The following is a 22,282-nucleotide window of genomic DNA, read 5'->3' as shown; positions in this document are numbered from 1 at the left end:
TAAAGGCGTACCTGAGTCCTCAAAGACCCAAGTTTAAAAAACGTCGGATTTATACAGCGAGTGGCGGGGCTCGACCTTGCGGAAGTAAAAAGAGTTGTTGAAGAACAAACCAGACATGCTTGAAAGCTTTTTGAAAAGCAATTAAACGAACTTGAATTCGATCAAGCACTTCTTTCACATCAAGTTCAGGGGGCAAAACCAAATTGCCATAGACCGTACAATACTGACATTGATGACTGGCATCATGTTCATGGGCAGTATGATCGACTTGAACTTGCTCTACATGAGCGGAAGATGAATGGTGTGAATGTGCGGTATGTTCAGTATGAACATTGGGAAGTAAAAGTGCACGCGTAATGGTTTCGCAGACCGGAGCAACTTGATATTGCTTGGGCAACAATGGCTGTAAAAAAACAGCAATCTGCAAAAAAACGGCTGCAAAGGACAGCAGCACTCCACTACGAAACAATACAGGCAAACCCTAACATTTGTCTGACGCAAGTATAACAAAGCCCAATCGAAATTGGGCTTGTCTCAGGTATTTTTTAACCGCGATCAATTAACGTTTAACTGCGACTTTATCTTTTTGACGTTGGCGAACCAACTTTTCCACTTTGTCACGTGCACGTTGACGTTTCAAAGGCGATAGATAGTCGACGAATAACTTACCATTTAAGTGATCCATTTCATGTTGGATACAAACTGCGAGAAGTCCGTCCGCTTCCACTTCAAATGATTGACCTTCAAGGTTAATTGCCTGAATTTTTACACGTGACGGGCGCTCAACTTTATCGTATATTTGAGGCACTGATAAACAGCCTTCTTCATAGGGCTGCGTCTCTTGCGTCAATGGCGTAATTTTGGGGTTAATAAACACCATGGGTTGATCTTTTTCTTCAGATAAATCCATGACTATCAGCTGAATATGGTGATCTACCTGTGTTGCTGCCAGGCCAATTCCCGGTGCTTCATACATAGTTTCAAACATGTCGGCTGCTAACTGACGAATTTCATCAGTAACTTCTTCGACTGGTTTTGCAATGGTACGAAGACGGGGATCGGGGAAACTTAAAATAGGTAATAAGGCCATACGACGTCCTCACTTATGCCATTGATCAAAAAACAAAATGAAGGAATGCTTCATCAAAAAATTGTGTGTAATATCGTTATTATAACGCAGTTACATACATAATTTTAGGAATTATGATAATGAAAAAGGTTTTGAAGGGCATGCCAACTTTTAGTGCCTTGGGGTTTAAAAAACAATTATTGGCACTTACAGTCTGTGTAAGTGTGGGGATGGGAATGGTCAGTGTTGCAGAAGCTGCCCCTGCTCGTAACGTCAATCCACCGTCATTGAAGGCAGGTGCGCCTCAAGTTTATGTGGTGAAAAAAGGCGATACGTTGTGGGATATTTCCAAGCGTTTCTTAAAAAATCCTGTGCGCTGGCCTGAAATCTGGGCGAGCAATAAACACGTGAAAAATCCGCATTGGATTTTCCCAGGTGACCGCCTATTAATGTGTACCTACAATGGCCGCCCAATCATCGGTAAGGATGAAGGTGATGGCTGTGAAGGTATCATTCGTCGCTATACAGGTGGCACTAAACTTCAACCACAAGTTCGTGTTGAATCCCTCAACAGTGCGATTCCGGTTATTCCATTGGAATATATTAAGCAATGGCTTGAGCGCAGCATGATTGTTGCCGCTGATTCTGTTGAAGGCACACCTTACATTTTAGGTACAGCTGATCAACGTGTATTGGCAGCCAAAGGCCAAACAGTTTATGCACGCGGCCAAGGCATGCAAGTCGGTCAACGATATGCTGTTTACCGTGAAGGCGAACCGTACATCTTTACCGATGCAAACGGCAAAAAATACAACGCAGGTTTAGAACTGACTCAAGTCGCTTCAGGTGTTGCCGTTCGTGGTGAAAATGACATTACCACTTTAGAACTGACCGACACTTATAATGCCGAAGTTCGTCGTGGCGATCGTGTTCTTCCTGAATATGACCCAATGCTGCCAACACTGTTCTATCCAACCAATGCAGAAAATGTCACTGCTGGCGGTAGTGTAGTTCGTGTCATGGGCTCGATTGGTACTGCAGCGGTTCACAGTGTTGTGACGATCGACCGTGGTAGCTTGCAAGGCGTTCAATCTGGTCAAGTCTTTAGCGTGAACCAAAAAGGTGAAATCGTGACTGATCCAAAAACCAAAGAACGTGTTCAACTTCCAGGACAACGTATTGGTAACATTATGGTATTCAAAACGTTTGATAACCTAAGCTATGCTTATGTACTTGAAAGCGAATTACCAATCAAAGTAGGTGCAACGATTCAGCCACCACTGATGGATGACTAAGACCAAATCCATAAAAATGAGGCTGTATTTCAGCCTCATTTTTTATTATCCAACAACGATATCACTGATCATTTTAAACCATAAAAAGAAGACAGATTCAAAGGTCTCATTATGCTCAACTCATTGACTGACTTGCATTTAGATTACATTCGCCTGTGGTTTGTGGTGCAACACTCACTTCGTAGTTTCTATAAAATTCAGCAGCACTATCCTGCCCTACACCACGCCCTTAAGCCTGATCAAATCACCACATGGCAAAAATTAGGACTGCATAAAAATCATTTACAGCGCTTTGAAGAATTTCATAGTCCAAGTGGACAGCTTAGCTTTGAAAAATGTCTCAAGGATATTCAACAATACAGTGACTTTGTACTGATTCCTGAAGACCTGAACTATCCTCAACAGCTTTTACCTTATAGCGACAAGCCGCCCATTCTATTTGGGCAAGGTAATGCCCAAGCCTTGATGCAACCCCAAATTGCGATTGTTGGTAGCCGCAAACCTAGTCCCCAAGGTCGGCAAATTGCTTATGATTTTGCTTATTATCTAAGTGAGCAAGGGTTCTACATCAATAGCGGTTTAGCACAAGGAATTGATGAAGCGGCACATCGCGCTGCCATACAACACCACAGAACCATTGCCGTGATGGGCACAGGTTTAGATCAAACTTATCCGACCGCACATCAGCGTTTAAGACAAGAGATCATCCAACATGGTGGGACCGTAATCAGTGAGTTTCTTCCACACACTCCACCCCTGCAACACCATTTTCCACATCGAAATCGTATCGTCAGTGGGCTCAGCCTTGGTGTCATCGTGGCGGAAGCGGCATTAAAAAGTGGTTCACTGATCACAGCTCAACGCGCTGCCGAACAAGGCAAATCTATTTTTGCCATCCCAGGCCATATTTATAGTGAGTCGCATCAAGGTTGCCATCAACTCATACGCGAAGGTGCAATTTTGATTGATCATCCACAACAGGTCATTGAAGACTTAGCATTGGCAACACAGTGGCAATCACAAGCTGCCGAAACATTAACAACCACCGAAATAGCGACACCCGAAACAGCAACACCGGACACTCCACCACCCGAACCCATCCCAGAACATTTAATTGCGCTGTATCGGCAACTCGATTGGGTCGGCCAAAGCCTTGATCAATTGTCCATTCAACTCAAAATTGATACCGCGACATTGACCAGTCAACTGATGGAATTAGAGTTAATGGGCTATGCCACACAACAAGCCGGACACTACTTACGTTGTAGAATGGGTAAATTAGGTTCACAATAGTCCTTTGTCGAATCAGATAAGGTCTATAGAAATGATTACCACCTCTGTTGCAGAAGCAGCTTCCTGTCTTAAAAAAGGTCAGGTTCTCGCATATCCTACAGAGGCTGTTTGGGGATTGGGCTGTGATCCCTACAATGAGCAAGCCTTTCTCGAAATTTTGCGCTTAAAACAACGTCCCATTGAAAAAGGCGTGATTTTATTGGCTGCCAATGTCGCTCAAGTTGAACACCTGCTTCAAGGCTTAACAGAAGATATGCGTCAGCAAGTCATTGCGACATGGACCAACCGTAAACCCAATGAACGTGCAACTACATGGTTATTACCGGCTGGCGACCATATTCCAACATGGATTAAAGGCAATCATCCAAAAGTCGCAGTCCGTGTGACTACCCACTCTTTATGTGTGGCTTTATGCCAAGCTTTTAATGGCTTTATTGTGTCTACTAGTGCCAATCCTGCAGGATTAACCCCTGCACGTTCCCTACAAGAAGCCAATCAGTATTTTGCCAATGAACTAAATTACTTAAATGGTGATCTCGGCCTAAGCCAAGAACCAAGCAAAATTATTGATGCTGAAACAGGTGAAATCATCCGCGCATAAGCTCGGATGCCTGTCTATACCTGCCTTTTAGAAAATACAAACAAAAAAAAGCTCAGCCATATAGGGATGGCTGAGCATAAAAAAGGATGTGTATAAAATCACATCCAGAGGGTCTTGCAATCTCTGGGTAAATATCAAGTAATTATTAAGAATTACTTCATCATTTACGATGAAAGTATTATGTAATATTTTTTTAAATTTAACAAATATATTTTTTATATAAATAAAACTACTGATAAGCACTTTATTTGTGATTTTATAACCACTTAGTCAAAATATGTATCTATTTTTGATTGATTTTTAAGACGAGAATTTGTTTTTTTAATTCAGTTTTACACTCAAAAAACCATTTTCAAAAGATTTGCTCTATAAAAAATAAGCTTGTTTGTTTATTTTTTAATCAAAAATTCTCATAAATTTTCAATTTTTTACTAGCTTTACTTACGCTGTGCCAAGATCACCCCAGTAATCGCCATCACTGTGCCGACGGTATGATAAATCATCCACTGCTCAGCCAACCAGAAATAGGCAATAATCGCGGTAAATACCGGCATCAAATTCATAAAAATACTGGTGCGATTCGGGCCGAGATGTTGTACAGCCAACATCCATACCAACGGTGCAATCAGTGATGGAAAAATTGCCGCATAAAATACACTTGGCGCATTGGCAGGATTAATCGCGTCTATGCCTAAATACAATACGAATGGCAAGTGATATAAAACGGCAAAGAAAATTTGTACATATAAGCTCAACAGTAGCGGAAGTTTCAATTGCCATTTTTTTAAAAACACCCCATAAAAGGCATAAAAGAACACTGCGAAGATCATGAGGATATCGCCGAAATGTCCGCCCATATTCAGTAATTGACTGAAATCTCCTTGCGCAATGACAAACAATAGCCCCGTAAATGAAATCGCACAGCCCAAGATGGCATAGCGATTAGGCACATCTTTCAGTATGAAAAATGCAACGGCAATCGTAAAAACAGGGATAAAGGCATTGATGATGCCCATATTGGTCGCCGTCGTATAATGCGCAGCGGTATAGCCCAAGCCTTGATATAACACCATGCCAAAAGCACTCAGCACAGCCAATTGCTGCCAATGCTGCCCGATAAGCTGTCTTTGCTGCCAAACGGTTTTGAGCATAAAGGGGGTTAGGATCAAAAATGCAATAAACCATCGATAAAAACTGATACTGACTGGTGAAATATAATCAGTTACATAGCGGGTGACGGTAATATTTAACGACCATATAAATACTGCGATCAGAGGCAAACAAATTGCAAATTTCGCCCAACGCGCTTGAAGCAACATGTCTGACTCCTCAATATATCGTGCAAAGATTGGTCTAGGTATTTTGAGTGATGTCTGTTTTAATTGAAATACATGATTTCAGACATTTATATTGTAGTTCAGACATCGACACCTAGGCATATATGACATCAGCACCGATTGAACAACAAATCGAGCTTTTTGAAGCGCACTACACCACATTAGATACGGTCTATCCGCACAGTTGTCTTTGGGGTGATTTTAATTTTTGTCTCGATGGTATTTTCGAATATGAGATACAAGGGCAACACCATCTCTCACCTGCCAGTTATGGGGTGTGGATTCCCCCACATACAGAACATTGCTCAGTCGCGATTGATGAGCAACCTATTCATTATGTGGCAATCCGACTGGCACCTGATCTCTGCATAAATTTCCCCAAGCAGACGGAAGTATTTAGCATCCAGCCTTTCTTTCGTTTGTTGGTGCAAGAAATTTTGGCCTTTCCTACAGAGCAACATACCACACCACCCTATCGACACCTACTACAGGTCTTATTCGACCAGTTAAAAACTGCACCCAAACATCAACATTATTTACCGCAAAGCCATGATGCGGTGTTAAAGCCGATCTTGGCGCAGCTTGCAGATGTAGATCATTTTAGTTTGAGCCTACAACAATGCTTATCCAATGTCGGTTTGAGTGGGCGTCAGTTACTGCGGCTGAGTCAGAACGAACTGCAAATGAGCCTTTCTGAATGGCGAAACCGTGCAAAAATTATTTATGCCATTCAACAACTCCGTGCTGGTCAGTCTATTAAAGCTCTCAGCTATGAATTGGGCTATCAACACAGCTCAAGCTTTATTGAGTTTTTTAAACGCTATACAGGAAAAACCCCAAACCAACACCGTGCCACTAGTTAAATGCCAAGCACTCAAGCAAGCCTCAGCTCGAATTCTGCAAACTACTACAAAAATTATGCGAAAAGCCTATCGATAAAAGCTTGCTGTTCACCAGATTTCCCTTTAAAACAAGGATGAAAGGCACAACTTCAATTAGGAACGAATATGTCAGCTTCAGTTTACGATATCCCGGTAAAAACCATCCAAGGTGATGACACCACACTCAATCAATACCAAGGCAAGGTTTTATTATTGGTCAATGTGGCCTCTAAATGTGGGCTAACACCGCAATATGAAGGCCTAGAAAAACTCTATACAGAGAAGAAATCACAAGGTTTTGAAGTCTTAGGTTTTCCTGCCAATAACTTTTTAGAACAAGAACCTGGTTCTGAAGCTGAAATTCAAGAATTTTGCTCAATCAACTACAAGGTTGATTTCCCACTTTTTGCAAAAATTTCTGTGGCAGGCGCGGATAAACACCCACTTTATCAAACCTTAACCCAAGCCATCCCTGAACGCATTGGTGAAGGCCCATGGTGGGATGATTTAGTTGAATACGGTTTAACTCCAAATCCTAAGCCTGAAGTTTTATGGAATTTTGAAAAATTCCTCGTGAATAAACAAGGCGAAGTTGTGGCTCGATTTGCGCCTGACATCAAGGCAGATGATGCACGTATTGTCGATGCCATTAACGCCGAGTTAGCCAAATAATTCGACAATATCTCAATATCTCAATATCTCAATATCTCAATATCTCAATATCTCAATATCTCAGTTAAGATTATTATGATTTTAACTGAGATTGATCATTTTAAATTATCACAATAATATTTAATAATTATCACATATTGATAATTTACACACTTTACCCAGTGTTTTAATATTTCATATACACATTGTTCAAAGCTTCCCTGTAAATACTCATTATGATGAGTCTTATCAATTCACATCCAGCAGTAAACAGGTGAACTTAAAATACATTAATGAAAGCTATCGTTTTATCTATTTTTTGACAGCACGTGTATCTGCGCTAACAATAGATGCACGGCAAAATACTCAAAAGGCGAAAACCCAACAGCACACTAAACAATACACACGGGGTAAAAACCAAAGCCAGAACAAGAAAAAAGCGGTAAATCCATCACATACCTGGCGTTCTGGACGAAAAGTATCTTCTGAATACCGTGGTCATCGCTACAAAGGTGACCACAACAAATATAAAAAATTGTCTAAATCAGGCAAAAACCAACAATGGATTAAAGTGAATAGTGACTACATTTTAATGAATGCTGTCAGCCACGCCATGATTAAAATCATTGCGGGTTAAACCCACCAAAACATCAAAAGAGGGCAAATGCCCTCTTTTTTTTGTTCAAGCGATTATTTTGTTATTGCTTTGCAACAATCTATTTTTTATCCACATTCTGCCCCTATATTCAAAGCATAGACTTAACACATAGTGATGATTGAATGAAAAAGCTTGTGCAGAATGCCCTTCTCCCTTTTGCCATTTTTAGTGGTGTTTTGGTGCTGATTGGCTGTGAACCTGCCACAGCACCGCAACAGGAACAAGAAATCGCTGTAGAAAATGATCATCCTGCAACTGCACCAACAAGTGAAAATCAATCCGCGACACAAAGTCAGGCGACCGATCAAAGCCAATTAAAAAGTGGCAATATGTTTTATATCGTTCGCGATGTTGCGGATATGCAACTTAAAGCGGGCACTTATGTTGAACAACTCAAACAAACGCAGGTCGATTTAGAAGCAGCAGTCAGCAACCAAGATCATCTCCAATTGCAAAAAGCGGCAACCCAGCTGCAACAGCAGCTCAAAGGTTTCAATCAAGCATTGAATGATTTAAATCTAAAAAGCACTGAAATTAATGATATTCGTAGCAATTTACAGGCAGCGAATCAGCAAGTGTTGGTCTCACCTTTTCTCAATGGACAAGTCGATTTAAGCAAAGTTGATTTTCAGAAAATCCAAAATCAAATGGGAAATATTCAAGCGGAAATGCTGAAATTGGCAGGTATGTTGATCCAAGACCAAGCAGCTAAAAGCTCATCTAATGCACCCACTAAAACTGAATAAGTAGCGAAATTTAGTATTTCCATTGCATTCTACCTGTTGTAAATCAAAAAAGCGTTAGACCTTGAGCTAACGCTTTTTTTCTTACAGTTCCGCTATAGAACACGACTGTTTTTCCTTTTAGATTAATGCTTAATAATAAAGCTAATGATGGAACAGTTATGTCAAACGCTGTGATTTATAACATTACACCCATTACCTTTCGTTTAGATTTAAAAGATCCTTTCTTATTTACTGCTCATCATGTTGATCATTTTCCTGCTGCGAATGCAGACATGGGGCCAAAAACAACCGCAGAAAAAGATGAATTCAATATGTACTATGGCGATGTGGTTCCAGGTTTTCCGGAGCATCCACACACTGGCTTTGAAACCATTACCTTGGTTGAACAAGGCTATGTCGATCATTTCGATTCATTAGGCAATGGCGGACGCTATGCTGCTGGCGATGTGCAATGGCTGTCTACAGGCAATGGCGTTGAACACTGTGAAATGTTCCCCCTACTGCATGAAGATAAAGCCAATCCTTTTGAACTTTTCCAAATTTGGTTTAATTCATCAGCTGAACAGAAAACCCATGATGCCGACTATAAAATGTTTTGGCGTGAAGAGATTCCTCACGTCTTTGAAACCGATAGTGAAGGAAAAAAATCGGATATTCGTGTGATTTCAGGGCAGTTCAAATCCACGGATGCCATTTCCCGACCGCCACACTCATGGGCGGCTGCCGCAGAAAATAAGGTCAATATTTATTTAATCACCATGCAAGCAGGCGCAGAGTTGGTGATTCCCGCAACAACAAGTAGCTCAAACCGTTTTGCTTATTTTTATCAGGGCAATACATTAGAAATAGAAGGTCAAACCATTCAGATGAAGCATTTGGTTGAACTCCAATCAGATGCCGACGTCCATCTCAAAGCAGGCGGATTAGAAGCACGGATTCTGTGGTTAGAAGGTGAACCGATTAATGAACCCGTGGCGATGCGCGGTCCATTTGTGCTCAATACCACTCAAGAACTCGATGCCGCGTTTAAACGCTATCGTGAGACCCATTTTGGCGTTTGGCCTTGGCCAACACCAGCACCGGTCTTCAAACGTGATCAAGCTCGATTTGCCAGTTATGAAGGCGGTAAACGTGTAGAGCACCCAGAGCAGGAAAACTCACAAGCGTCTTAAAGTTCAATTAGTTGGATTGAGCAAATTCAAAGGTATTACAGTTTTTATCTTGTCCAAGTGCGCGCTGAACATCTTGTTTAAAGCGTGCTTGGGCAAAAGTATATTGCTTCGGCAAAAATAAGGTAATACGTGTCGTCTGTGGATCTAAACTTTCGACCAACATTTTATGCAAATACGCCCCATGTTCAGTCCGTGCCATCAATGTCCCCTGCTCCAAATGCTCTTCTAAACGATTATCGGTATAGACGTAGCGATTGTTTGCGGTAAACGCAACACAGTGATTATAGGCTTGTCGCAGATTTCGAAAGGCAGTCAAATATGGGATCTCAAGCTCCGTACTGATGCCATTATCAACCGATTCAGCGACAAGTGCAGCTTCAGTGGGAAGATTGGGTGTCGTGACGTATTGGCTTTGGCATGCAACGAGCAAACCATAACAAAGACACAGCGATAAACTGGTAAAAAATTTGAGCATACAGACCTTTGTAACTTGTTCTTATTTATTTTGCAGCGATTGTAGCAAAACTGCGTTGCTGATTTAATACTCTATTATTCATTCCATGCTTTCATTGCAGACACCATGCAGCTGATTATTTTTACAGGCGTTCAAGCCTCTGGCAAATCCACCTTTTACATGTTGAATTTATATCATAGCCATTTACGTATTAATTTGGATATGTTGAAAACTCGACATCGGGAAAATATGATCTTTGAAGCTGGTTTGGCATCCAAAACCAAAATGGTGATTGATAATACCAACCCAGATCGGGAAGCTCGTGCTCGCTATATCCAACGCGCAGTTGATGCAGGTTTTGAGGTGATTGCTTATTATTTTGAAACAGATTTGGACAGTACCTTAAAGCGCAACAGTTTTCGTGAAGGCAAAGCCCATATTCCAGAAGTTGGCGTGCGTGCTACTTATCGCAAGCTTCAAGTTCCATCACAGGATGAAGGCTTTGATCAAATTTTTAAAATTAAAATTATCAGTCACGGCGAGTTTTCAATTTTACCCATGCATGAATAACAACCATTAACCTGCTTTTTGGCTATCTTGCCATTTTTTAAAAGCCGATTGCATGGCCTGACGTTCATATGGTTTCACTAAACGACTTTCTAATGAAGCAAAATCACCTTTATAGACAGCAGCGACCATCGATTTTGCCAGTTCTTGAATACTCACGCGCCCACGGTGTTCATATTGCTGGACTTCTTCATGGGTGAGTTCAACATCCCAACATGACACGACAGAACTAAGATCAACTGCAATGCTCAAGTAATATTGATCAAAGTCTTGATAAAATTCCCAAAAATGCGGCTCATAGGCAATAAGGTTCATGGTGCAATGCTAGCTGATTGAATTTAATCACTATAAAGTTTGTATTGAATAAAATATATTCAACTTTAGATTGATCAATTTCAAATAATTTAGGGTAAAAAAAACCACCCTTTCGAGTAGTTTTTTATCTACATATGAACTTTTATTTCAATGCGATGGTGGCTTTGCTGCAATTACCGCCTTGTGCAAATGCATATTCGCTAACGGCCTTTTTTCCTGTTTGCTCATCAACCAGTTTTAAATTTGCCCCACCTACAAATGCGCCCATTTTAATAAATTGCTGAACAAAATATTGTTTACCTGCTTCAGTTTCAATATCCAAATGGTTAGGTGAAAATTCTGATTCAGTCGAAATTGTATGTTTTTGATTACCCACTACTTCTTTATAAAAAAATACTCCACGAGAGGTTTCACCTAAACATTCCCCATCTACCCATACATCTTTCTTTAAGGCAGCGCCTTTCACAGAAGCTGAGCGATATACATAAATTCCTGCATTGCCTTCTTGTGGGGCATTTAGTTGTTTTACTGCTGCTGAAGCATTTTGATCTGCTTTAGGTACGGATGCACACCCAACAAATCCCAAAGATAATAGTAATGTGAAAAAGATTTTATTAGACATCATTAATTCCATTGATATATTTTTAAGCATATGAAAAATAACAATTAATCAAAATATAATCAAATTTATTTATTATTCAGCCATAAAAAAACCACCCTTTCGGGTGGCTCTTTCAATCTCAAACTGCGTCTTATTGAGCGCGGTTTTTGATTTTGCGGATGGTTTCCAACTGAGCAGCAGTTTCTGCAAGAGCAGCCAAAGCAGCAGCTGAGTCCAAGTCGCTCTTTTGATTTGCTAACAATTGTTCAGCTTGTTTACGAGCTTCAATAATTGCTGCTTCATCAAGGTTGTCAGCACGTACTGCAGTATCTGCAAGTACAGTAACAACGTGCGGTTGAACTTCTAGTACACCACCTGATACATAGATTAATTCTTCTGTACCATTTTCAAGCAGAACGCGGATTGCGCCCGGCTTGAGCAAAGTTACTAGTGGCGCATGGCCAGGCATAATACCCAACTCACCACCAGCACCTTTAGCAATTAGCATAGTTACAGTGCCAGAGTACAAAGACTCTTTAACACTTACAACGTCACATTGCATAGTTGACATGAGAATCTCCTAAATTAGGTAACTAATTAAAGTTTCTCAGCTTTAGCAATAACTTCGTCAATACCACCAACCATGTAGAACGCTTGTTCTGGAATGTGGTCGTATTCACCAGCTAGAAGACCTTTAAAGCCACGAATTGTTTCTTTAAGCGGTACAAGTTTACCAGGAGCACCAGTAAACACTTCAGCTACGTGGAACGGTTGAGAGAAGAAACGTTGGATCTTACGTGCACGGTATACAGTAAGTTTGTCTTCTTCTGCCAATTCGTCCATACCAAGAATTGCGATAATGTCTTTCAATTCTTTGTAACGTTGAAGAACGTTTTGAACTGAACGAGCGATTTCGTAATGCTCAGTACCCACTACAAGTGGATCTAACTGACGTGAAGTAGAGTCAAGTGGATCGATCGCTGGGTAAATACCAGAAGATGCGATGTCACGGCTCAATACAACAGTCGCGTCCAAGTGAGCGAAGGTAGTCGCAGGCGATGGATCTGTTAAGTCATCGGCAGGTACGTATACCGCTTGGATTGACGTAATAGAACCTGACTTAGTAGACGTAATACGTTCTTGAAGAACACCCATCTCTTCTGCAAGAGTCGGTTGGTAACCTACTGCAGATGGCATACGACCTAGAAGTGCTGATACTTCAGTACCCGCTAGTGTATAACGATAGATGTTGTCGACGAACAATAGAACGTCACGGCCTTTACCGTTTTCGTCTTTTTCATCACGGAAGTACTCAGCCATAGTCAAACCAGTCAACGCTACGCGTAAACGGTTACCTGGTGGCTCGTTCATCTGACCGTAGACCATTGCTACTTTGTCTAGAACGTTAGAGTCTTTCATTTCGTGATAGAAGTCGTTACCTTCACGAGTACGTTCACCAACACCAGCAAACACAGATAAACCTGAGTGAGCTTTCGCGATGTTGTTGATCAACTCCATCATGTTTACAGTTTTACCAACACCGGCACCACCGAACAGACCAACTTTACCACCTTTAGCGAACGGGCAAAGTAAGTCAATTACTTTAATACCAGTTTCTAAAAGGTCAGTAGAAGCCGCTTGTTCTGCATAAGAAGGCGCTTGACGGTGAATTGGTAAACGAGCTTCAGTACCAACAGGACCAGCTTCGTCGATAGGGCGACCAAGAACGTCCATGATACGACCTAAACATGCAGTACCTACAGGTACAGAGATAGGCGCGCCAGTGTTAGTTACAGTAAGACCACGCTTAAGGCCTTCAGTAGAACCCATTGCAATAGTACGAACTACGCCATCACCAAGTTGCTGCTGAACTTCTAATGTAGTTTCAGTACCATCAACATGGAGAGCGTCATAGATCTTAGGAACGCTGTTACGTTCAAACTCGACGTCGATAACCGCGCCGATGATCTGAATGATACGACCGCTACTCATTGCTGTCTCCTCAATTCAAACTAATAATGTTAAACGGCAGCGGCACCACCAACGATCTCAGAGATTTCCTGAGTAATCGCGGCTTGACGCAGCTTGTTATAAATAAGTTGTAGGCTCTTGATCAATTCACCCGCGTTATCAGTTGCAGCTTTCATTGCAACCATACGAGCAGACTGTTCACATGCGATGTTTTCAATCACACCTTGATAAACCATAGACTCAATGTAACGAACCAATAAACCATTTAAAAGCTCTTCAGCTTCTGGTTCATAGATATAGTCCCAACCGTATTGACGGTTTAGACCTTCGCTTTCCTCAGCAGCTGCTAAAGGAACAAGCTGTTCGATTTTTTGGTTTTGAGTCATGGCGTTGACAAAGCCGTTTGACACTAGATAAATACGATCTAACTCGCCTTTATCAAACGCGTCTAACATCACCTGTACAGAACCAGTTAACTGTTCAAGACTCGGAGCATCACCTACGTTTGTAGTTGCACCAAGAACTTTACCGCCGTAGTTTTTAAAAAACGAAACCGCTTTTTGACCAATTAAAGCAAATTGAACTTCAATTGACTGCTCTTGTTGCTGTTGTACGTGTTTTACCACTTTTTTGAACAAGTTAATGTTCAAACCACCAGCAAGGCCACGATCTGAAGAAACAATGATATAGCCAACGCGCTTTACAGGACGTTCAACCATATAACGGTGTTTGTATTCAGGGTTCGCTTGTACCAAATGAGCAATTACACGGTGCATATTTTCGGCATACGGACGGCCTTGAGCCATGCGCTCTTGCGCACGACGCATCTTAGAAGCTGCTACCATCTGCATCGCGCGAGTAATTTTCTGCGTGCTTTTGATACTAGCTACTTTGGCGCGAATTTCTTTTAAATTTGCCATACGCTTAACCTAGTATTCGAAAGCCCTTTCGAGCTTCCGAAGGTTGATCCGTGAACCAAACCAAAACCAGATTCAACACAGTTGAATCTTAGTAAGTTTGAGTCGCTTTAAAGCTTTCAATACCTGCTTTGATTGCTGCTTCGATTTCTTTATCGTAAGCACCAGTCTCGTCAATTTTTTGCATTAACGCAGCATTTTCTGAACGGAAGTAAGAGATCAACGCAGCATCAAATGCAACGATTTTCTTCACTTCTACGTCAGCCATGTAGCCTTCGTTAGATGCATAAATTGAAACAGCTTGGTCAGCAATTGAGTATGGAGCATATTGTTTTTGCTTCATAAGCTCAGTTACACGTTGACCATGTTCAAGCTGTTTACGAGTTGCTTCGTCAAGGTCAGAAGCGAACTGAGCAAACGCAGCTAATTCACGGTATTGCGCAAGAGCGGTACGGATACCACCTGACAATTTTTTGATGATCTTAGTTTGAGCAGAACCACCAACACGTGATACAGAGATACCCGCGTTCACAGCAGGACGAATACCTGCGTTGAATAATGATGTTTCTAAGAAGATCTGACCGTCAGTAATCGAAATTACGTTTGTAGGTACGAATGCAGATACGTCACCGGCTTGAGTTTCAATAATCGGTAATGCAGTTAATGAACCAGTTTGGCCTTTAACTTCACCGTTAGTGAATTTCTCAACGTAGTCAGCAGATACACGTGAAGCACGTTCAAGTAAACGTGAGTGTAGATAGAATACGTCACCAGGATATGCTTCACGACCTGGTGGACGACGTAGAAGCAATGAAATTTGACGGTAAGCAACAGCTTGTTTAGACAAGTCATCATAAATGATAAGCGCGTCTTCACCGCGGTCACGGAAGTACTCACCCATTGTACAACCAGCATACGGAGCAAGATACTGCATCGCTGCAGGATCAGCTGCAGCAGCTGCTACAACAGTTGTGTACGCCATAGCACCAGTTTCTTCTAGCTTGCGCACAACGTTAGCGATAGTCGATTGTTTTTGACCAATTGCTACGTATACACATTTAATGCCAGAATTTTTCTGAGCGATGATCGCATCGATCGCCATAGCTGTTTTACCAGTTTGACGGTCACCGATGATCAACTCACGTTGACCACGACCAACAGGGATCATTGTATCTACTGATTTATAACCAGTTTGTACAGGTTGATCCACTGATTGACGCCAAATTACGCCTGGTGCTACTTTTTCAACAGCATCAGTAAGTTTTGCGTCAATAGGGCCTTTACCATCAATTGGGTTACCCAAAGCATCTACTACACGGCCTAAAAGTTCTGGACCAACCGGAACTTCTAATACACGACCTGTGCAACGAGCTTTTTGACCTTCTTGAAGGCTTAAGTAGTTACCTAAGACAACGGCACCCACTGAATCCTGTTCTAGGTTCAGTGCCATACCAAATAAGCCGCCGTCGAATTCGATCATTTCACCGTACATTGCATCAGCAAGGCCGTGAATGCGCACAATACCGTCGGAAACCATAACAATGGTCCCTTCGTTCTTAGCGGTCGCGCTGGTGTCCAGATCGCCGATACGCTGTTTAATGAGCGCACTGATCTCGGATGGATTCAGTTGTTGCATTGCGCTATACCTCAATCTTTTTAAAGTTCAGTCTTCGAGCTGTTAAGCAAGAAGACGAGTCCGCATTTTTTCAAGCTTGTTAAGCGCAGAATCATCTATCACTTGGTCGCCTGCACGAATAACTACACCCGCGATTAACGCTGGGTTAACTTCTACAGAAACATTTACGGCAGCTTCGAATTTTTTCTCTAATGCATGCGCAAGTAATTGTTCTTGTACAGAAGTCAATGGGAATGCAGATTCAATCACTACATCCACAGTATTGTTATTCTGTGATTTGAGCTGTTCGTATTCTTCTGAAATTTCAGGAAGAAGTGCCAGACGGTCATTATCGGCAAGCAATGTCAAAAAGTTTGACACTGCTGCAGTCTGGTCTTCACCTAAAACTTTTGCGAAAACACTTACCTGCTCAGCAGGAGTAAGCTCAGGGCGATTTAGATAAGCTGAAAATGCTTCGTCTTGCACCGCAGCACTGAGCAAGTTCAATGCATTTGACCAAGCGTCAGTTGCATTTTGCTCAGAAGCGTAAGCAAATGCTGCTTTAGCGTATGGGCGTGCCAACGTCAAGAGTTCAGCCATAATCCGCCTCTCTTAAAGTTTAGCAGCCAGCTGAGTCAGCATGGCATTGTGAGCTTCTGCGTCAACTTGCTGGTTCAGAATTTTTTCTGCGCCAGTAACTGCAAGAGCAGCAACTTGTTGACGTAATTCTTCGCGAGCAGCATTGATTTCAGTATCAACAGCTTCTTTAGCTTGTTGACGAATACGCTCACCTTCAGCCGCAGCTTGAGTACGCGCTTCTTCTACCAATTGCGCACCACGACGGTTCGCTTGTTCGATCAATTGAGCCGCTTGTGCTTTAGCCGCGTCTAATTCAGCTTTCACTTGTGCTTGCGCATCCGCAAGGTCAGCTTTTGCTTTTTCAGCAGCGTTTAAGCCATCAGCGATTTTACGCTGACGCTCACTAATCGCATTGATTAGTGGTGGCCATACAAACTTCATGCAGAATGCGACAAAAATCGCAAATGCAATCGCTTGGCCAATCAATGTGAGGTTGATATTCATTGCTATTCCTCAATAGTTTAATTTAGGAATTAAGCTGATTAACCTACAAATGGATTAGCGAAGATGAAGAACAAGCCAATACCAACACCGATCATAGGCACAGCATCAAGAAGACCTGCGATTAAGAACATACGAGTTTGAAGTTGTGGAGCCAATTCTGGTTGACGAGCAACAGCTTCTAAGAAACGGCCGCCTAGAAGACCAAAACCAATCGCAGTACCTAAAGCACCAAAAGCGATCAAGATAGCAGATGCAATTGCAACTAGACCTAAAGTGAGTTCCATGATAATTCCTCAGAGGTTAGGTTTATACCAAATTAAGTTAAAAAATTGTGTGCCCAACCACCCTTTGACAGTTGAGCAATACCATTAATGCTTTTCGCTAGCCATACTCATATATACGATAGTCAACATCATGAAAATGAATGCTTGTAACGTAATAACAAGAATATGGAAGATCGCCCAAGGCACAGACAACGCCCACTGGATCCAGAACGGTAGTAATGCGATCAAGATGAAGATCAACTCACCCGCATACATGTTACCGAACAGTCGAAGAGCCAATGAGATTGGACGTGCAATAAAAGTTACTAATTCAAGAATAATGTTTACTGGAATAAGTAATGCTTTTAAAACTGGGTTACTTGGGTTAAATGGGTTAAGTGCAAATTCTGCACCGAATCCGACAAGACCTTTCTCACGGATACTATAGAAAATAGTTAACGCAAATACTGACAATGCCATACCAAGGGTAATGTTAGGATCAGTAGATGGAACGATTTTGAAGTAAACGTGGTGAGGATCCATACCAAACACGTTAGCACCGATCAATTGAGCTGTATAAGGAATCCAGTCAACAGGGATCAAGTCCATCAAGTTCATGAGGAAAATCCACACGAAGATGGTCAACGCTAACGGCGCGATTAAGCGCGATTTGCCATGGAAAGTGTCACGGACACTTGAGTCAACGAACTCGATAATCATTTCGATTGCAGACTGGAACTTGGTCGGAACACCAGAGTTTGCAGCTTTCGCTACAACCCAGAACAACAAACAGAAAACTATACCAAGGCCAATAGACCAACCCATTGAATCCAAGTGAATAGCAGTGAACCCCATCTCTTGAGCTTCTTTAGCAGTCTCAGCTAACTTCCAAGTACCATCTGGCATTTTGCCATAGGTCAAGTTAGTCAAGTGATGCTGAATGTACTCGGTCGAAGTAAGGGCATGTTCTTCAGCAGCCATAAATCACACCTGGTCAATGTCAAAACTAATAGAGAAAACGAATATCGCGTGCTGCCTGATATCTCGTTACTCTCCAAAAAACTTTTCAATTTTTTGTTGTGTTTACACTCGTTTTTTTAAGCGTGTTGCCCAAAAAGGAGCGACCCACGACATACTTTGTACGAGCATAAAACCACAAAACAATGCCACCGCTGACAACGGCTTGACATTGATCAAAATCAAAATGAATCCAACAATCACGATTGCAAACTTGCCCATTAAGCCACGATACATGTTTGACAGCACCTGTTTAGAGGCACGGGCACCAGCCGCACGAAACGACTGCCATGAAAAGTAGCTACTTGCTAGCCAACATACCAACGCACCCAAAGCTGCACTATATGCTGTGATTGTGTCTTTAAGGACCCAACCAATCAGGGCTGAAACAGGAATCATTACTGCTTGTAAGATGACTAAAGCTTTCGCTAATCGTCGATCAATCATGCGACTAGTTCGACTCATTTTTGTTCACTCACAGCAATTCTGCTTGACAAGTTTAACTGATGATTATTTTTAATCGCAGGCATTATAGAGTTACACCCCTTAACTTGCAATCTTTTCCCGACCTTAGTCGTGTTTTTTTAAATTGGCAAACTGCTTTCAAACTAATCAATAGTTGTTTATTTTTTACTTTACTTTCGTGCATTTAGTGTGCATTTAAGGGTTTCATCAGCCAACATCTTCCATGCTGTTACAAAATCCCCTGCCCCACTCATCGTTTCGTCAACTGGCTGAAAGACGATACCACCGAGCTTTTGATACTGATTTTGACTGGCATGTGCTTCTGCAAGTAAGCATACTTTTGGCTGCGCGCGATGGTCTTTCAGGTACTTGATTTGTGCCAATGTCGGTGCGACATGTGGATCATCTGTCAACGCACCGGTAAATTTCAAATTCAGTGAGCGCTCAAGATATTGATAGGCATCGTGGTAAGACCAGTAAGGTTGAGCACGGCTCGACACATCGGTTTTTTGTGCAGTAACCAAGAGTTTCTGCGCAAATGCACGTGCATTGGCCCAATATTTTTCACGATGTTCTGGAAACTGTTGTGAACGTAACGCGGCTATAAAAAAGCCGATTCGAACTGCATTGTTTGGTTCAAGCCAGACATGCGTATCGATTGTGCCTTTTAATGCATTGCCACGGACATCACGTAATGGCAAAGCACTGATAATACCTGAGTCTAAAATAGCGATACTTTTGCCACTTTCACCCAACATTTTTGCCAATGGTGCTTCGTGCGCGTGACCTAACCATAAAACGAGATTGGCATCTTGCACGGTTTTACGGTGTGCAGGCGTCAAGCTCACATCATGTCCAGATTGATGGTCAAGCAGTAATTTCGGTTGCTCTACACCCTTGAGTACATCCTTTGCGATTAGATAAATCGGTTGTGTAGAAACAACGAGACCTTGCGCCCAGCTCATCACACTGAATAAAGCCAAACTACAAAAAAGAATTACACGGGACATGGGGAGAGAGCACCATAAAATGAATAGTGTTATAATATAACAAAATCGTAAAAAAACCTACGTCTGTTCGTAAGTCCTTACGCTTCATGTTAAGATTTAAAGTCTTTTTCTTTATACAGTTTCGTACTCGAGGTTGGCTATGAGCGCATGTTCACACGAACATCATAATGCTTTGCATGGTGTACACGATCATCATAATGTCGAACAGCGCCTTGCTGAAGCTGAGAGTCTCTGTAGCGCGACGGGTGCTCGACTTACGCCCTTGCGTAAAGAAGTATTGGAACTGATCTTGAACGCAACGGGACCAATGGGTGCTTATGACCTTTTGGCTAAAATCAAAAGTGAGTCTGACCGACCTGCAGCGCCACCGACGGTATACCGTACGCTGGATTTTCTGCTTGAAAAAGGTTTGATTCACCGTCTAACGTCGATTAATGCTTACATCCCGTGTTGTCATCCGCGCGAAGGACATCAAGCCGCATTCCTGATTTGCACCGATTGTAAAATAGTCAAAGAAGCATCTGCTCAAGGCTTGATGGCGCAACTCGATGAATTGTCTGCATCCGATGGCTTTACTGCACATCACAGTATTATTGAAATTTCAGGGATCTGTCAGCAGTGCCGCAGCAAACACTAAATATGAAGCCCATTGTGGCTTTAGAGCATGTTCATGTCCGAATCGATGAACGTGACATTTTAAAAAATGTAGATTTCGCCTTACACGAAAAAGAAATTGTCACCTTGATTGGTCCTAACGGTGCAGGCAAATCCACGCTCATCAAAGTGTTATTGGGTATTGTAAAACCTGTATCTGGTAAAGTGATCAGCATACAAAAATTAAAATTCTCATATGTGCCACAAAAATTTAATCCATCACACAGCTTACCGCTACGTGTGTGTGATTTATTGGCATTAGAAAAATGTGATGCCAGCATTAAGCAAGAAATTATTCGTGATACAGGCATTGCCAAGTTACAACAATCTAAAGTTCAGCAACTATCGGGCGGCGAACGTCAACGTGTATTGATTGCACGGGCTTTATTGCGTCAACCGAATGTATTGGTTCTGGATGAACCTATGCAAGGTCTAGATATCCAGTCTGAAGCGGAACTGTATGACTACGTGCGTAGCCTGCCAGAAAAATATGGCTGTGCAGTTTTGATGGTCTCTCATGATTTACAGTGGGTCATGCAAGGAACACATCGTGTGGTTTGCCTCAATAAGCATATTTGCTGTAGTGGCTTGCCTGAAAATGTGCAGCAACATCCTGAATATCAAGCGATCTTTGGGACAAACCGTGTGTTCTATCAACACCATCATGATCACTGTGCGCATGGCGATAGTGCAACGCCTTGCCAACATGACTCTCGTCCTCATATTCACCCTGAACCGGAAGCATAATCCATGATGGAATGGCTACAACTCCTTTTGCCAGCATGGATCATGGGCACTTTGCTGGTGTTCCTGACTGCACCGCTTGGCTGTTTAATGTTATGGCGTCGCATGTCATTTTTTGCGGACACCATGGCACATGGCACCTTACTCGGTGTCGCCATTGCCGGTGCAATGAGTCTACCGCTTTGGACGGGCGTTACATTGATTGCGCTCTTATTGGTTGCAATCTTATGGGTGTTACACGATCCACGCTTGCCCAATGACGCCTTGCTCGCGCTTTGTTCGGCTACACTCCTGTGCTCAGGCTTACTCTTCATACAACATTTGCCAAGCTTAAGACCTGAATTACTCAGCTATTTATTTGGTGATTTACTCACCATTTCTTGGTCAGATTTGCCTGTCTTTGCAGTGGTGATCATTGTGGCACTGACCGTGCTGTATAAAAGTTGGCAATCTCAGATTCAGATTGCCATTGACCCCGATATTGCGGTCAGTGAAGGTGTCAGCGCTAAATGGCAACGTCTGATTTTTATGTTATTACTGGCATTATTTACTGTATTGGCTTTACGTGCTGTCGGCTCATTGCTGATGGGTGCATTGTTAGTGATTCCTGCATTAACCGCTCGTTTATTGGCAAATTCCCCGAAGCAAATGGTACTGTGGTCTTTCATCATTGCCCAAGTCGGTGTAACTGTAGGTTTATGGTCAAGTGCTGGTTTAAACACCTCTACAGGACTGACCATTGTATTAACTATGGCGCTGCTCTTTGCCCTAATTTTTATTATGCAAAAATTTAAGAAAGTGGCTTAAGTAGCAACGTTCATTGTTCAATTCGCGACATATCAAAAAAAAGCCATGCAGTTGCATGGCTTTTTTTGCACGTCAAATACGATACTCAGAATCATC

Annotated in this window: 28 protein-coding genes; 12 read left to right on the top strand and 16 right to left on the bottom strand. The window is 42.1% G+C overall.

Annotated features, from left to right (window positions below):
• Window positions 1-49: 49 nt before the first annotated feature.
• Together FTU16_RS10960 and def are read right to left on the bottom strand one after the other, a co-directional pair.
• Entirely contained in the window at window positions 50-469 is a 420-nt protein-coding gene (locus tag FTU16_RS10960) for a DUF2946 family protein (protein WP_180163237.1), read from the bottom strand.
• Window positions 470-559: 90 nt separating this feature from the next.
• Window positions 560-1,090 (bottom strand): peptide deformylase, encoded by a 531-nt coding sequence (gene def / locus FTU16_RS10955; RefSeq protein WP_078191459.1) that lies wholly within the window; start codon window positions 1,088-1,090, stop codon window positions 560-562.
• 119 nt (window positions 1,091-1,209) lie between these two features.
• Between def and FTU16_RS10950 the strand changes: the two genes are divergently transcribed.
• From FTU16_RS10950 to FTU16_RS10940, 3 genes are all read left to right on the top strand, one after another.
• On the top strand, window positions 1,210-2,364 hold the full coding sequence (locus FTU16_RS10950) for a LysM peptidoglycan-binding domain-containing protein (protein ID WP_180022161.1): 1,155 nt from the start codon (window positions 1,210-1,212) through the stop codon (window positions 2,362-2,364).
• A 111-nt stretch (window positions 2,365-2,475) separates the two neighbouring features.
• Complete coding sequence (dprA, locus tag FTU16_RS10945) at window positions 2,476-3,657, top strand: DNA-processing protein DprA (protein ID WP_180026134.1); 1,182 nt, start codon at window positions 2,476-2,478, stop codon at window positions 3,655-3,657.
• Window positions 3,658-3,688: 31 nt separating this feature from the next.
• Window positions 3,689-4,258: an L-threonylcarbamoyladenylate synthase gene (locus FTU16_RS10940; RefSeq protein WP_111885874.1), complete on the top strand. Its 570-nt coding sequence runs from the start codon at window positions 3,689-3,691 to the stop codon at window positions 4,256-4,258.
• Window positions 4,259-4,695: 437 nt separating this feature from the next.
• Here the strand turns inward: FTU16_RS10940 and FTU16_RS10935 are convergent, their stop codons facing one another.
• Window positions 4,696-5,577 carry a DMT family transporter gene (locus FTU16_RS10935; protein ID WP_180079238.1) on the bottom strand — a complete coding sequence of 294 codons (882 nt, stop codon included), beginning with the start codon at window positions 5,575-5,577 and terminating at the stop codon, window positions 4,696-4,698.
• A 122-nt stretch (window positions 5,578-5,699) separates the two neighbouring features.
• Here FTU16_RS10935 and FTU16_RS10930 point away from each other — a divergent pair, with 122 nt between their 5' ends.
• From FTU16_RS10930 to FTU16_RS10910, 5 genes are all read left to right on the top strand, one after another.
• Window positions 5,700-6,458, top strand: a complete 759-nt coding sequence (locus FTU16_RS10930; protein ID WP_180056144.1) for a helix-turn-helix transcriptional regulator — start codon at window positions 5,700-5,702, stop codon at window positions 6,456-6,458.
• Window positions 6,459-6,602: 144 nt separating this feature from the next.
• Window positions 6,603-7,148 carry a glutathione peroxidase gene (locus FTU16_RS10925; protein ID WP_111885877.1) on the top strand — a complete coding sequence of 182 codons (546 nt, stop codon included), beginning with the start codon at window positions 6,603-6,605 and terminating at the stop codon, window positions 7,146-7,148.
• Window positions 7,149-7,401: 253 nt separating this feature from the next.
• On the top strand, window positions 7,402-7,764 hold the full coding sequence (locus FTU16_RS10920) for an RcnB family protein (protein WP_373683897.1): 363 nt from the start codon (window positions 7,402-7,404) through the stop codon (window positions 7,762-7,764).
• 143 nt (window positions 7,765-7,907) lie between these two features.
• Window positions 7,908-8,531: a hypothetical protein gene (locus tag FTU16_RS10915; RefSeq protein ID WP_180163236.1), complete on the top strand. Its 624-nt coding sequence runs from the start codon at window positions 7,908-7,910 to the stop codon at window positions 8,529-8,531.
• A 158-nt stretch (window positions 8,532-8,689) separates the two neighbouring features.
• On the top strand, window positions 8,690-9,703 hold the full coding sequence (locus tag FTU16_RS10910) for a pirin family protein (RefSeq protein WP_180163235.1): 1,014 nt from the start codon (window positions 8,690-8,692) through the stop codon (window positions 9,701-9,703).
• Between the two features lie 7 nt (window positions 9,704-9,710).
• Here the strand turns inward: FTU16_RS10910 and FTU16_RS10905 are convergent, their stop codons facing one another.
• A complete protein-coding gene (locus tag FTU16_RS10905) occupies window positions 9,711-10,178 on the bottom strand; it encodes a hypothetical protein (protein ID WP_180163234.1) in 468 nt (155 codons plus the stop codon).
• A 105-nt stretch (window positions 10,179-10,283) separates the two neighbouring features.
• On the opposite strand from FTU16_RS10905, the gene FTU16_RS10900 reads away from it, so the two are divergent.
• Complete coding sequence (locus FTU16_RS10900; protein WP_168378802.1) at window positions 10,284-10,727, top strand: AAA family ATPase; 444 nt, start codon at window positions 10,284-10,286, stop codon at window positions 10,725-10,727.
• A gap of 6 nt (window positions 10,728-10,733) precedes the next feature.
• Here the strand turns inward: FTU16_RS10900 and FTU16_RS10895 are convergent, their stop codons facing one another.
• The 12 genes from FTU16_RS10895 to FTU16_RS10840 form a co-directional block, all read right to left on the bottom strand.
• The gene (locus FTU16_RS10895; RefSeq protein ID WP_180163233.1) at window positions 10,734-11,039 is read right to left on the bottom strand and encodes a hypothetical protein; all 306 of its coding nucleotides are present in this window, start codon (window positions 11,037-11,039) and stop codon (window positions 10,734-10,736) included.
• A 142-nt stretch (window positions 11,040-11,181) separates the two neighbouring features.
• Window positions 11,182-11,661 carry a DUF2846 domain-containing protein gene (locus tag FTU16_RS10890; RefSeq protein ID WP_078191471.1) on the bottom strand — a complete coding sequence of 160 codons (480 nt, stop codon included), beginning with the start codon at window positions 11,659-11,661 and terminating at the stop codon, window positions 11,182-11,184.
• 130 nt (window positions 11,662-11,791) lie between these two features.
• Window positions 11,792-12,211, bottom strand: coding sequence for a F0F1 ATP synthase subunit epsilon (locus FTU16_RS10885; protein WP_078191472.1), 420 nt, complete (start codon window positions 12,209-12,211; stop codon window positions 11,792-11,794).
• Window positions 12,212-12,237: 26 nt separating this feature from the next.
• Window positions 12,238-13,632, bottom strand: a complete 1,395-nt coding sequence (gene atpD, locus FTU16_RS10880) for a F0F1 ATP synthase subunit beta (RefSeq protein WP_078191473.1) — start codon at window positions 13,630-13,632, stop codon at window positions 12,238-12,240.
• Window positions 13,633-13,661: 29 nt separating this feature from the next.
• The gene (gene atpG, locus FTU16_RS10875) at window positions 13,662-14,531 is read right to left on the bottom strand and encodes a F0F1 ATP synthase subunit gamma (RefSeq protein WP_078191474.1); all 870 of its coding nucleotides are present in this window, start codon (window positions 14,529-14,531) and stop codon (window positions 13,662-13,664) included.
• Between the two features lie 88 nt (window positions 14,532-14,619).
• Complete coding sequence (gene atpA / locus FTU16_RS10870; protein ID WP_078191475.1) at window positions 14,620-16,164, bottom strand: F0F1 ATP synthase subunit alpha; 1,545 nt, start codon at window positions 16,162-16,164, stop codon at window positions 14,620-14,622.
• A gap of 42 nt (window positions 16,165-16,206) precedes the next feature.
• Entirely contained in the window at window positions 16,207-16,743 is a 537-nt protein-coding gene (locus FTU16_RS10865; RefSeq protein WP_078191476.1) for a F0F1 ATP synthase subunit delta, read from the bottom strand.
• Window positions 16,744-16,755: 12 nt separating this feature from the next.
• Entirely contained in the window at window positions 16,756-17,226 is a 471-nt protein-coding gene (locus FTU16_RS10860) for a F0F1 ATP synthase subunit B (RefSeq protein WP_078191477.1), read from the bottom strand.
• A 38-nt stretch (window positions 17,227-17,264) separates the two neighbouring features.
• Window positions 17,265-17,510: a F0F1 ATP synthase subunit C gene (atpE, locus tag FTU16_RS10855; protein ID WP_000424060.1), complete on the bottom strand. Its 246-nt coding sequence runs from the start codon at window positions 17,508-17,510 to the stop codon at window positions 17,265-17,267.
• An 84-nt stretch (window positions 17,511-17,594) separates the two neighbouring features.
• The gene (gene atpB, locus FTU16_RS10850) at window positions 17,595-18,470 is read right to left on the bottom strand and encodes a F0F1 ATP synthase subunit A (RefSeq protein ID WP_078191478.1); all 876 of its coding nucleotides are present in this window, start codon (window positions 18,468-18,470) and stop codon (window positions 17,595-17,597) included.
• Between the two features lie 102 nt (window positions 18,471-18,572).
• A complete protein-coding gene (locus FTU16_RS10845; protein WP_078194025.1) occupies window positions 18,573-18,971 on the bottom strand; it encodes an ATP synthase subunit I in 399 nt (132 codons plus the stop codon).
• Between the two features lie 170 nt (window positions 18,972-19,141).
• Window positions 19,142-19,981 carry a metal ABC transporter solute-binding protein, Zn/Mn family gene (locus FTU16_RS10840; RefSeq protein WP_180035138.1) on the bottom strand — a complete coding sequence of 280 codons (840 nt, stop codon included), beginning with the start codon at window positions 19,979-19,981 and terminating at the stop codon, window positions 19,142-19,144.
• Window positions 19,982-20,120: 139 nt separating this feature from the next.
• Here FTU16_RS10840 and FTU16_RS10835 point away from each other — a divergent pair, with 139 nt between their 5' ends.
• From FTU16_RS10835 to znuB, 3 genes are read left to right on the top strand one after another with little or no spacing between them, the layout of a single operon-like run.
• Window positions 20,121-20,618 (top strand): transcriptional repressor, encoded by a 498-nt coding sequence (locus FTU16_RS10835; protein WP_078191481.1) that lies wholly within the window; start codon window positions 20,121-20,123, stop codon window positions 20,616-20,618.
• A gap of 2 nt (window positions 20,619-20,620) precedes the next feature.
• A complete protein-coding gene (znuC, locus tag FTU16_RS10830; RefSeq protein WP_373683469.1) occupies window positions 20,621-21,382 on the top strand; it encodes a zinc ABC transporter ATP-binding protein ZnuC in 762 nt (253 codons plus the stop codon).
• 3 nt (window positions 21,383-21,385) lie between these two features.
• Entirely contained in the window at window positions 21,386-22,186 is an 801-nt protein-coding gene (gene znuB, locus FTU16_RS10825; RefSeq protein WP_078191483.1) for a zinc ABC transporter permease subunit ZnuB, read from the top strand.
• Window positions 22,187-22,282 lie beyond the last annotated feature (96 nt).

This window comes from Acinetobacter sp. YH12069 (assembly GCF_013419675.1).
Lineage (GTDB): Bacteria > Pseudomonadota > Gammaproteobacteria > Pseudomonadales > Moraxellaceae > Acinetobacter > Acinetobacter amyesii.
The sequence above is the reverse complement of the archived record's forward strand: the minus strand, read 5'-3'. Positions and strand labels throughout refer to the sequence as shown.

Excerpts from the sequence above, each read along its gene's own strand:
- def (WP_078191459.1), bottom strand. The coding sequence starts at position 1,090 with ATGGCCTTATTACCTATTTTAAGTTTCCCCGATCCCCGTCTTCGTACC.
- FTU16_RS10950 (WP_180022161.1), top strand. The coding sequence starts at position 1,210 with ATGAAAAAGGTTTTGAAGGGCATGCCAACTTTTAGTGCCTTGGGGTTT.
- dprA (WP_180026134.1), top strand. The coding sequence starts at position 2,476 with ATGCTCAACTCATTGACTGACTTGCATTTAGATTACATTCGCCTGTGG.
- FTU16_RS10940 (WP_111885874.1), top strand. The coding sequence starts at position 3,689 with ATGATTACCACCTCTGTTGCAGAAGCAGCTTCCTGTCTTAAAAAAGGT.
- FTU16_RS10935 (WP_180079238.1), bottom strand. The coding sequence starts at position 5,577 with ATGTTGCTTCAAGCGCGTTGGGCGAAATTTGCAATTTGTTTGCCTCTG.
- FTU16_RS10930 (WP_180056144.1), top strand. The coding sequence starts at position 5,700 with ATGACATCAGCACCGATTGAACAACAAATCGAGCTTTTTGAAGCGCAC.
- FTU16_RS10925 (WP_111885877.1), top strand. The coding sequence starts at position 6,603 with ATGTCAGCTTCAGTTTACGATATCCCGGTAAAAACCATCCAAGGTGAT.
- FTU16_RS10915 (WP_180163236.1), top strand. The coding sequence starts at position 7,908 with ATGAAAAAGCTTGTGCAGAATGCCCTTCTCCCTTTTGCCATTTTTAGT.
- FTU16_RS10910 (WP_180163235.1), top strand. The coding sequence starts at position 8,690 with ATGTCAAACGCTGTGATTTATAACATTACACCCATTACCTTTCGTTTA.
- FTU16_RS10905 (WP_180163234.1), bottom strand. The coding sequence starts at position 10,178 with ATGCTCAAATTTTTTACCAGTTTATCGCTGTGTCTTTGTTATGGTTTG.
- FTU16_RS10900 (WP_168378802.1), top strand. The coding sequence starts at position 10,284 with ATGCAGCTGATTATTTTTACAGGCGTTCAAGCCTCTGGCAAATCCACC.
- FTU16_RS10895 (WP_180163233.1), bottom strand. The coding sequence starts at position 11,039 with ATGAACCTTATTGCCTATGAGCCGCATTTTTGGGAATTTTATCAAGAC.
- FTU16_RS10890 (WP_078191471.1), bottom strand. The coding sequence starts at position 11,661 with ATGTCTAATAAAATCTTTTTCACATTACTATTATCTTTGGGATTTGTT.
- FTU16_RS10885 (WP_078191472.1), bottom strand. The coding sequence starts at position 12,211 with ATGTCAACTATGCAATGTGACGTTGTAAGTGTTAAAGAGTCTTTGTAC.
- atpD (WP_078191473.1), bottom strand. The coding sequence starts at position 13,632 with ATGAGTAGCGGTCGTATCATTCAGATCATCGGCGCGGTTATCGACGTC.
- atpG (WP_078191474.1), bottom strand. The coding sequence starts at position 14,531 with ATGGCAAATTTAAAAGAAATTCGCGCCAAAGTAGCTAGTATCAAAAGC.
- atpA (WP_078191475.1), bottom strand. The coding sequence starts at position 16,164 with ATGCAACAACTGAATCCATCCGAGATCAGTGCGCTCATTAAACAGCGT.
- FTU16_RS10865 (WP_078191476.1), bottom strand. The coding sequence starts at position 16,743 with ATGGCTGAACTCTTGACGTTGGCACGCCCATACGCTAAAGCAGCATTT.
- FTU16_RS10860 (WP_078191477.1), bottom strand. The coding sequence starts at position 17,226 with ATGAATATCAACCTCACATTGATTGGCCAAGCGATTGCATTTGCGATT.
- atpE (WP_000424060.1), bottom strand. The coding sequence starts at position 17,510 with ATGGAACTCACTTTAGGTCTAGTTGCAATTGCATCTGCTATCTTGATC.
- atpB (WP_078191478.1), bottom strand. The coding sequence starts at position 18,470 with ATGGCTGCTGAAGAACATGCCCTTACTTCGACCGAGTACATTCAGCAT.
- FTU16_RS10845 (WP_078194025.1), bottom strand. The coding sequence starts at position 18,971 with ATGAGTCGAACTAGTCGCATGATTGATCGACGATTAGCGAAAGCTTTA.
- FTU16_RS10840 (WP_180035138.1), bottom strand. The coding sequence starts at position 19,981 with ATGTCCCGTGTAATTCTTTTTTGTAGTTTGGCTTTATTCAGTGTGATG.
- FTU16_RS10835 (WP_078191481.1), top strand. The coding sequence starts at position 20,121 with ATGAGCGCATGTTCACACGAACATCATAATGCTTTGCATGGTGTACAC.
- znuC (WP_373683469.1), top strand. The coding sequence starts at position 20,621 with ATGAAGCCCATTGTGGCTTTAGAGCATGTTCATGTCCGAATCGATGAA.
- znuB (WP_078191483.1), top strand. The coding sequence starts at position 21,386 with ATGATGGAATGGCTACAACTCCTTTTGCCAGCATGGATCATGGGCACT.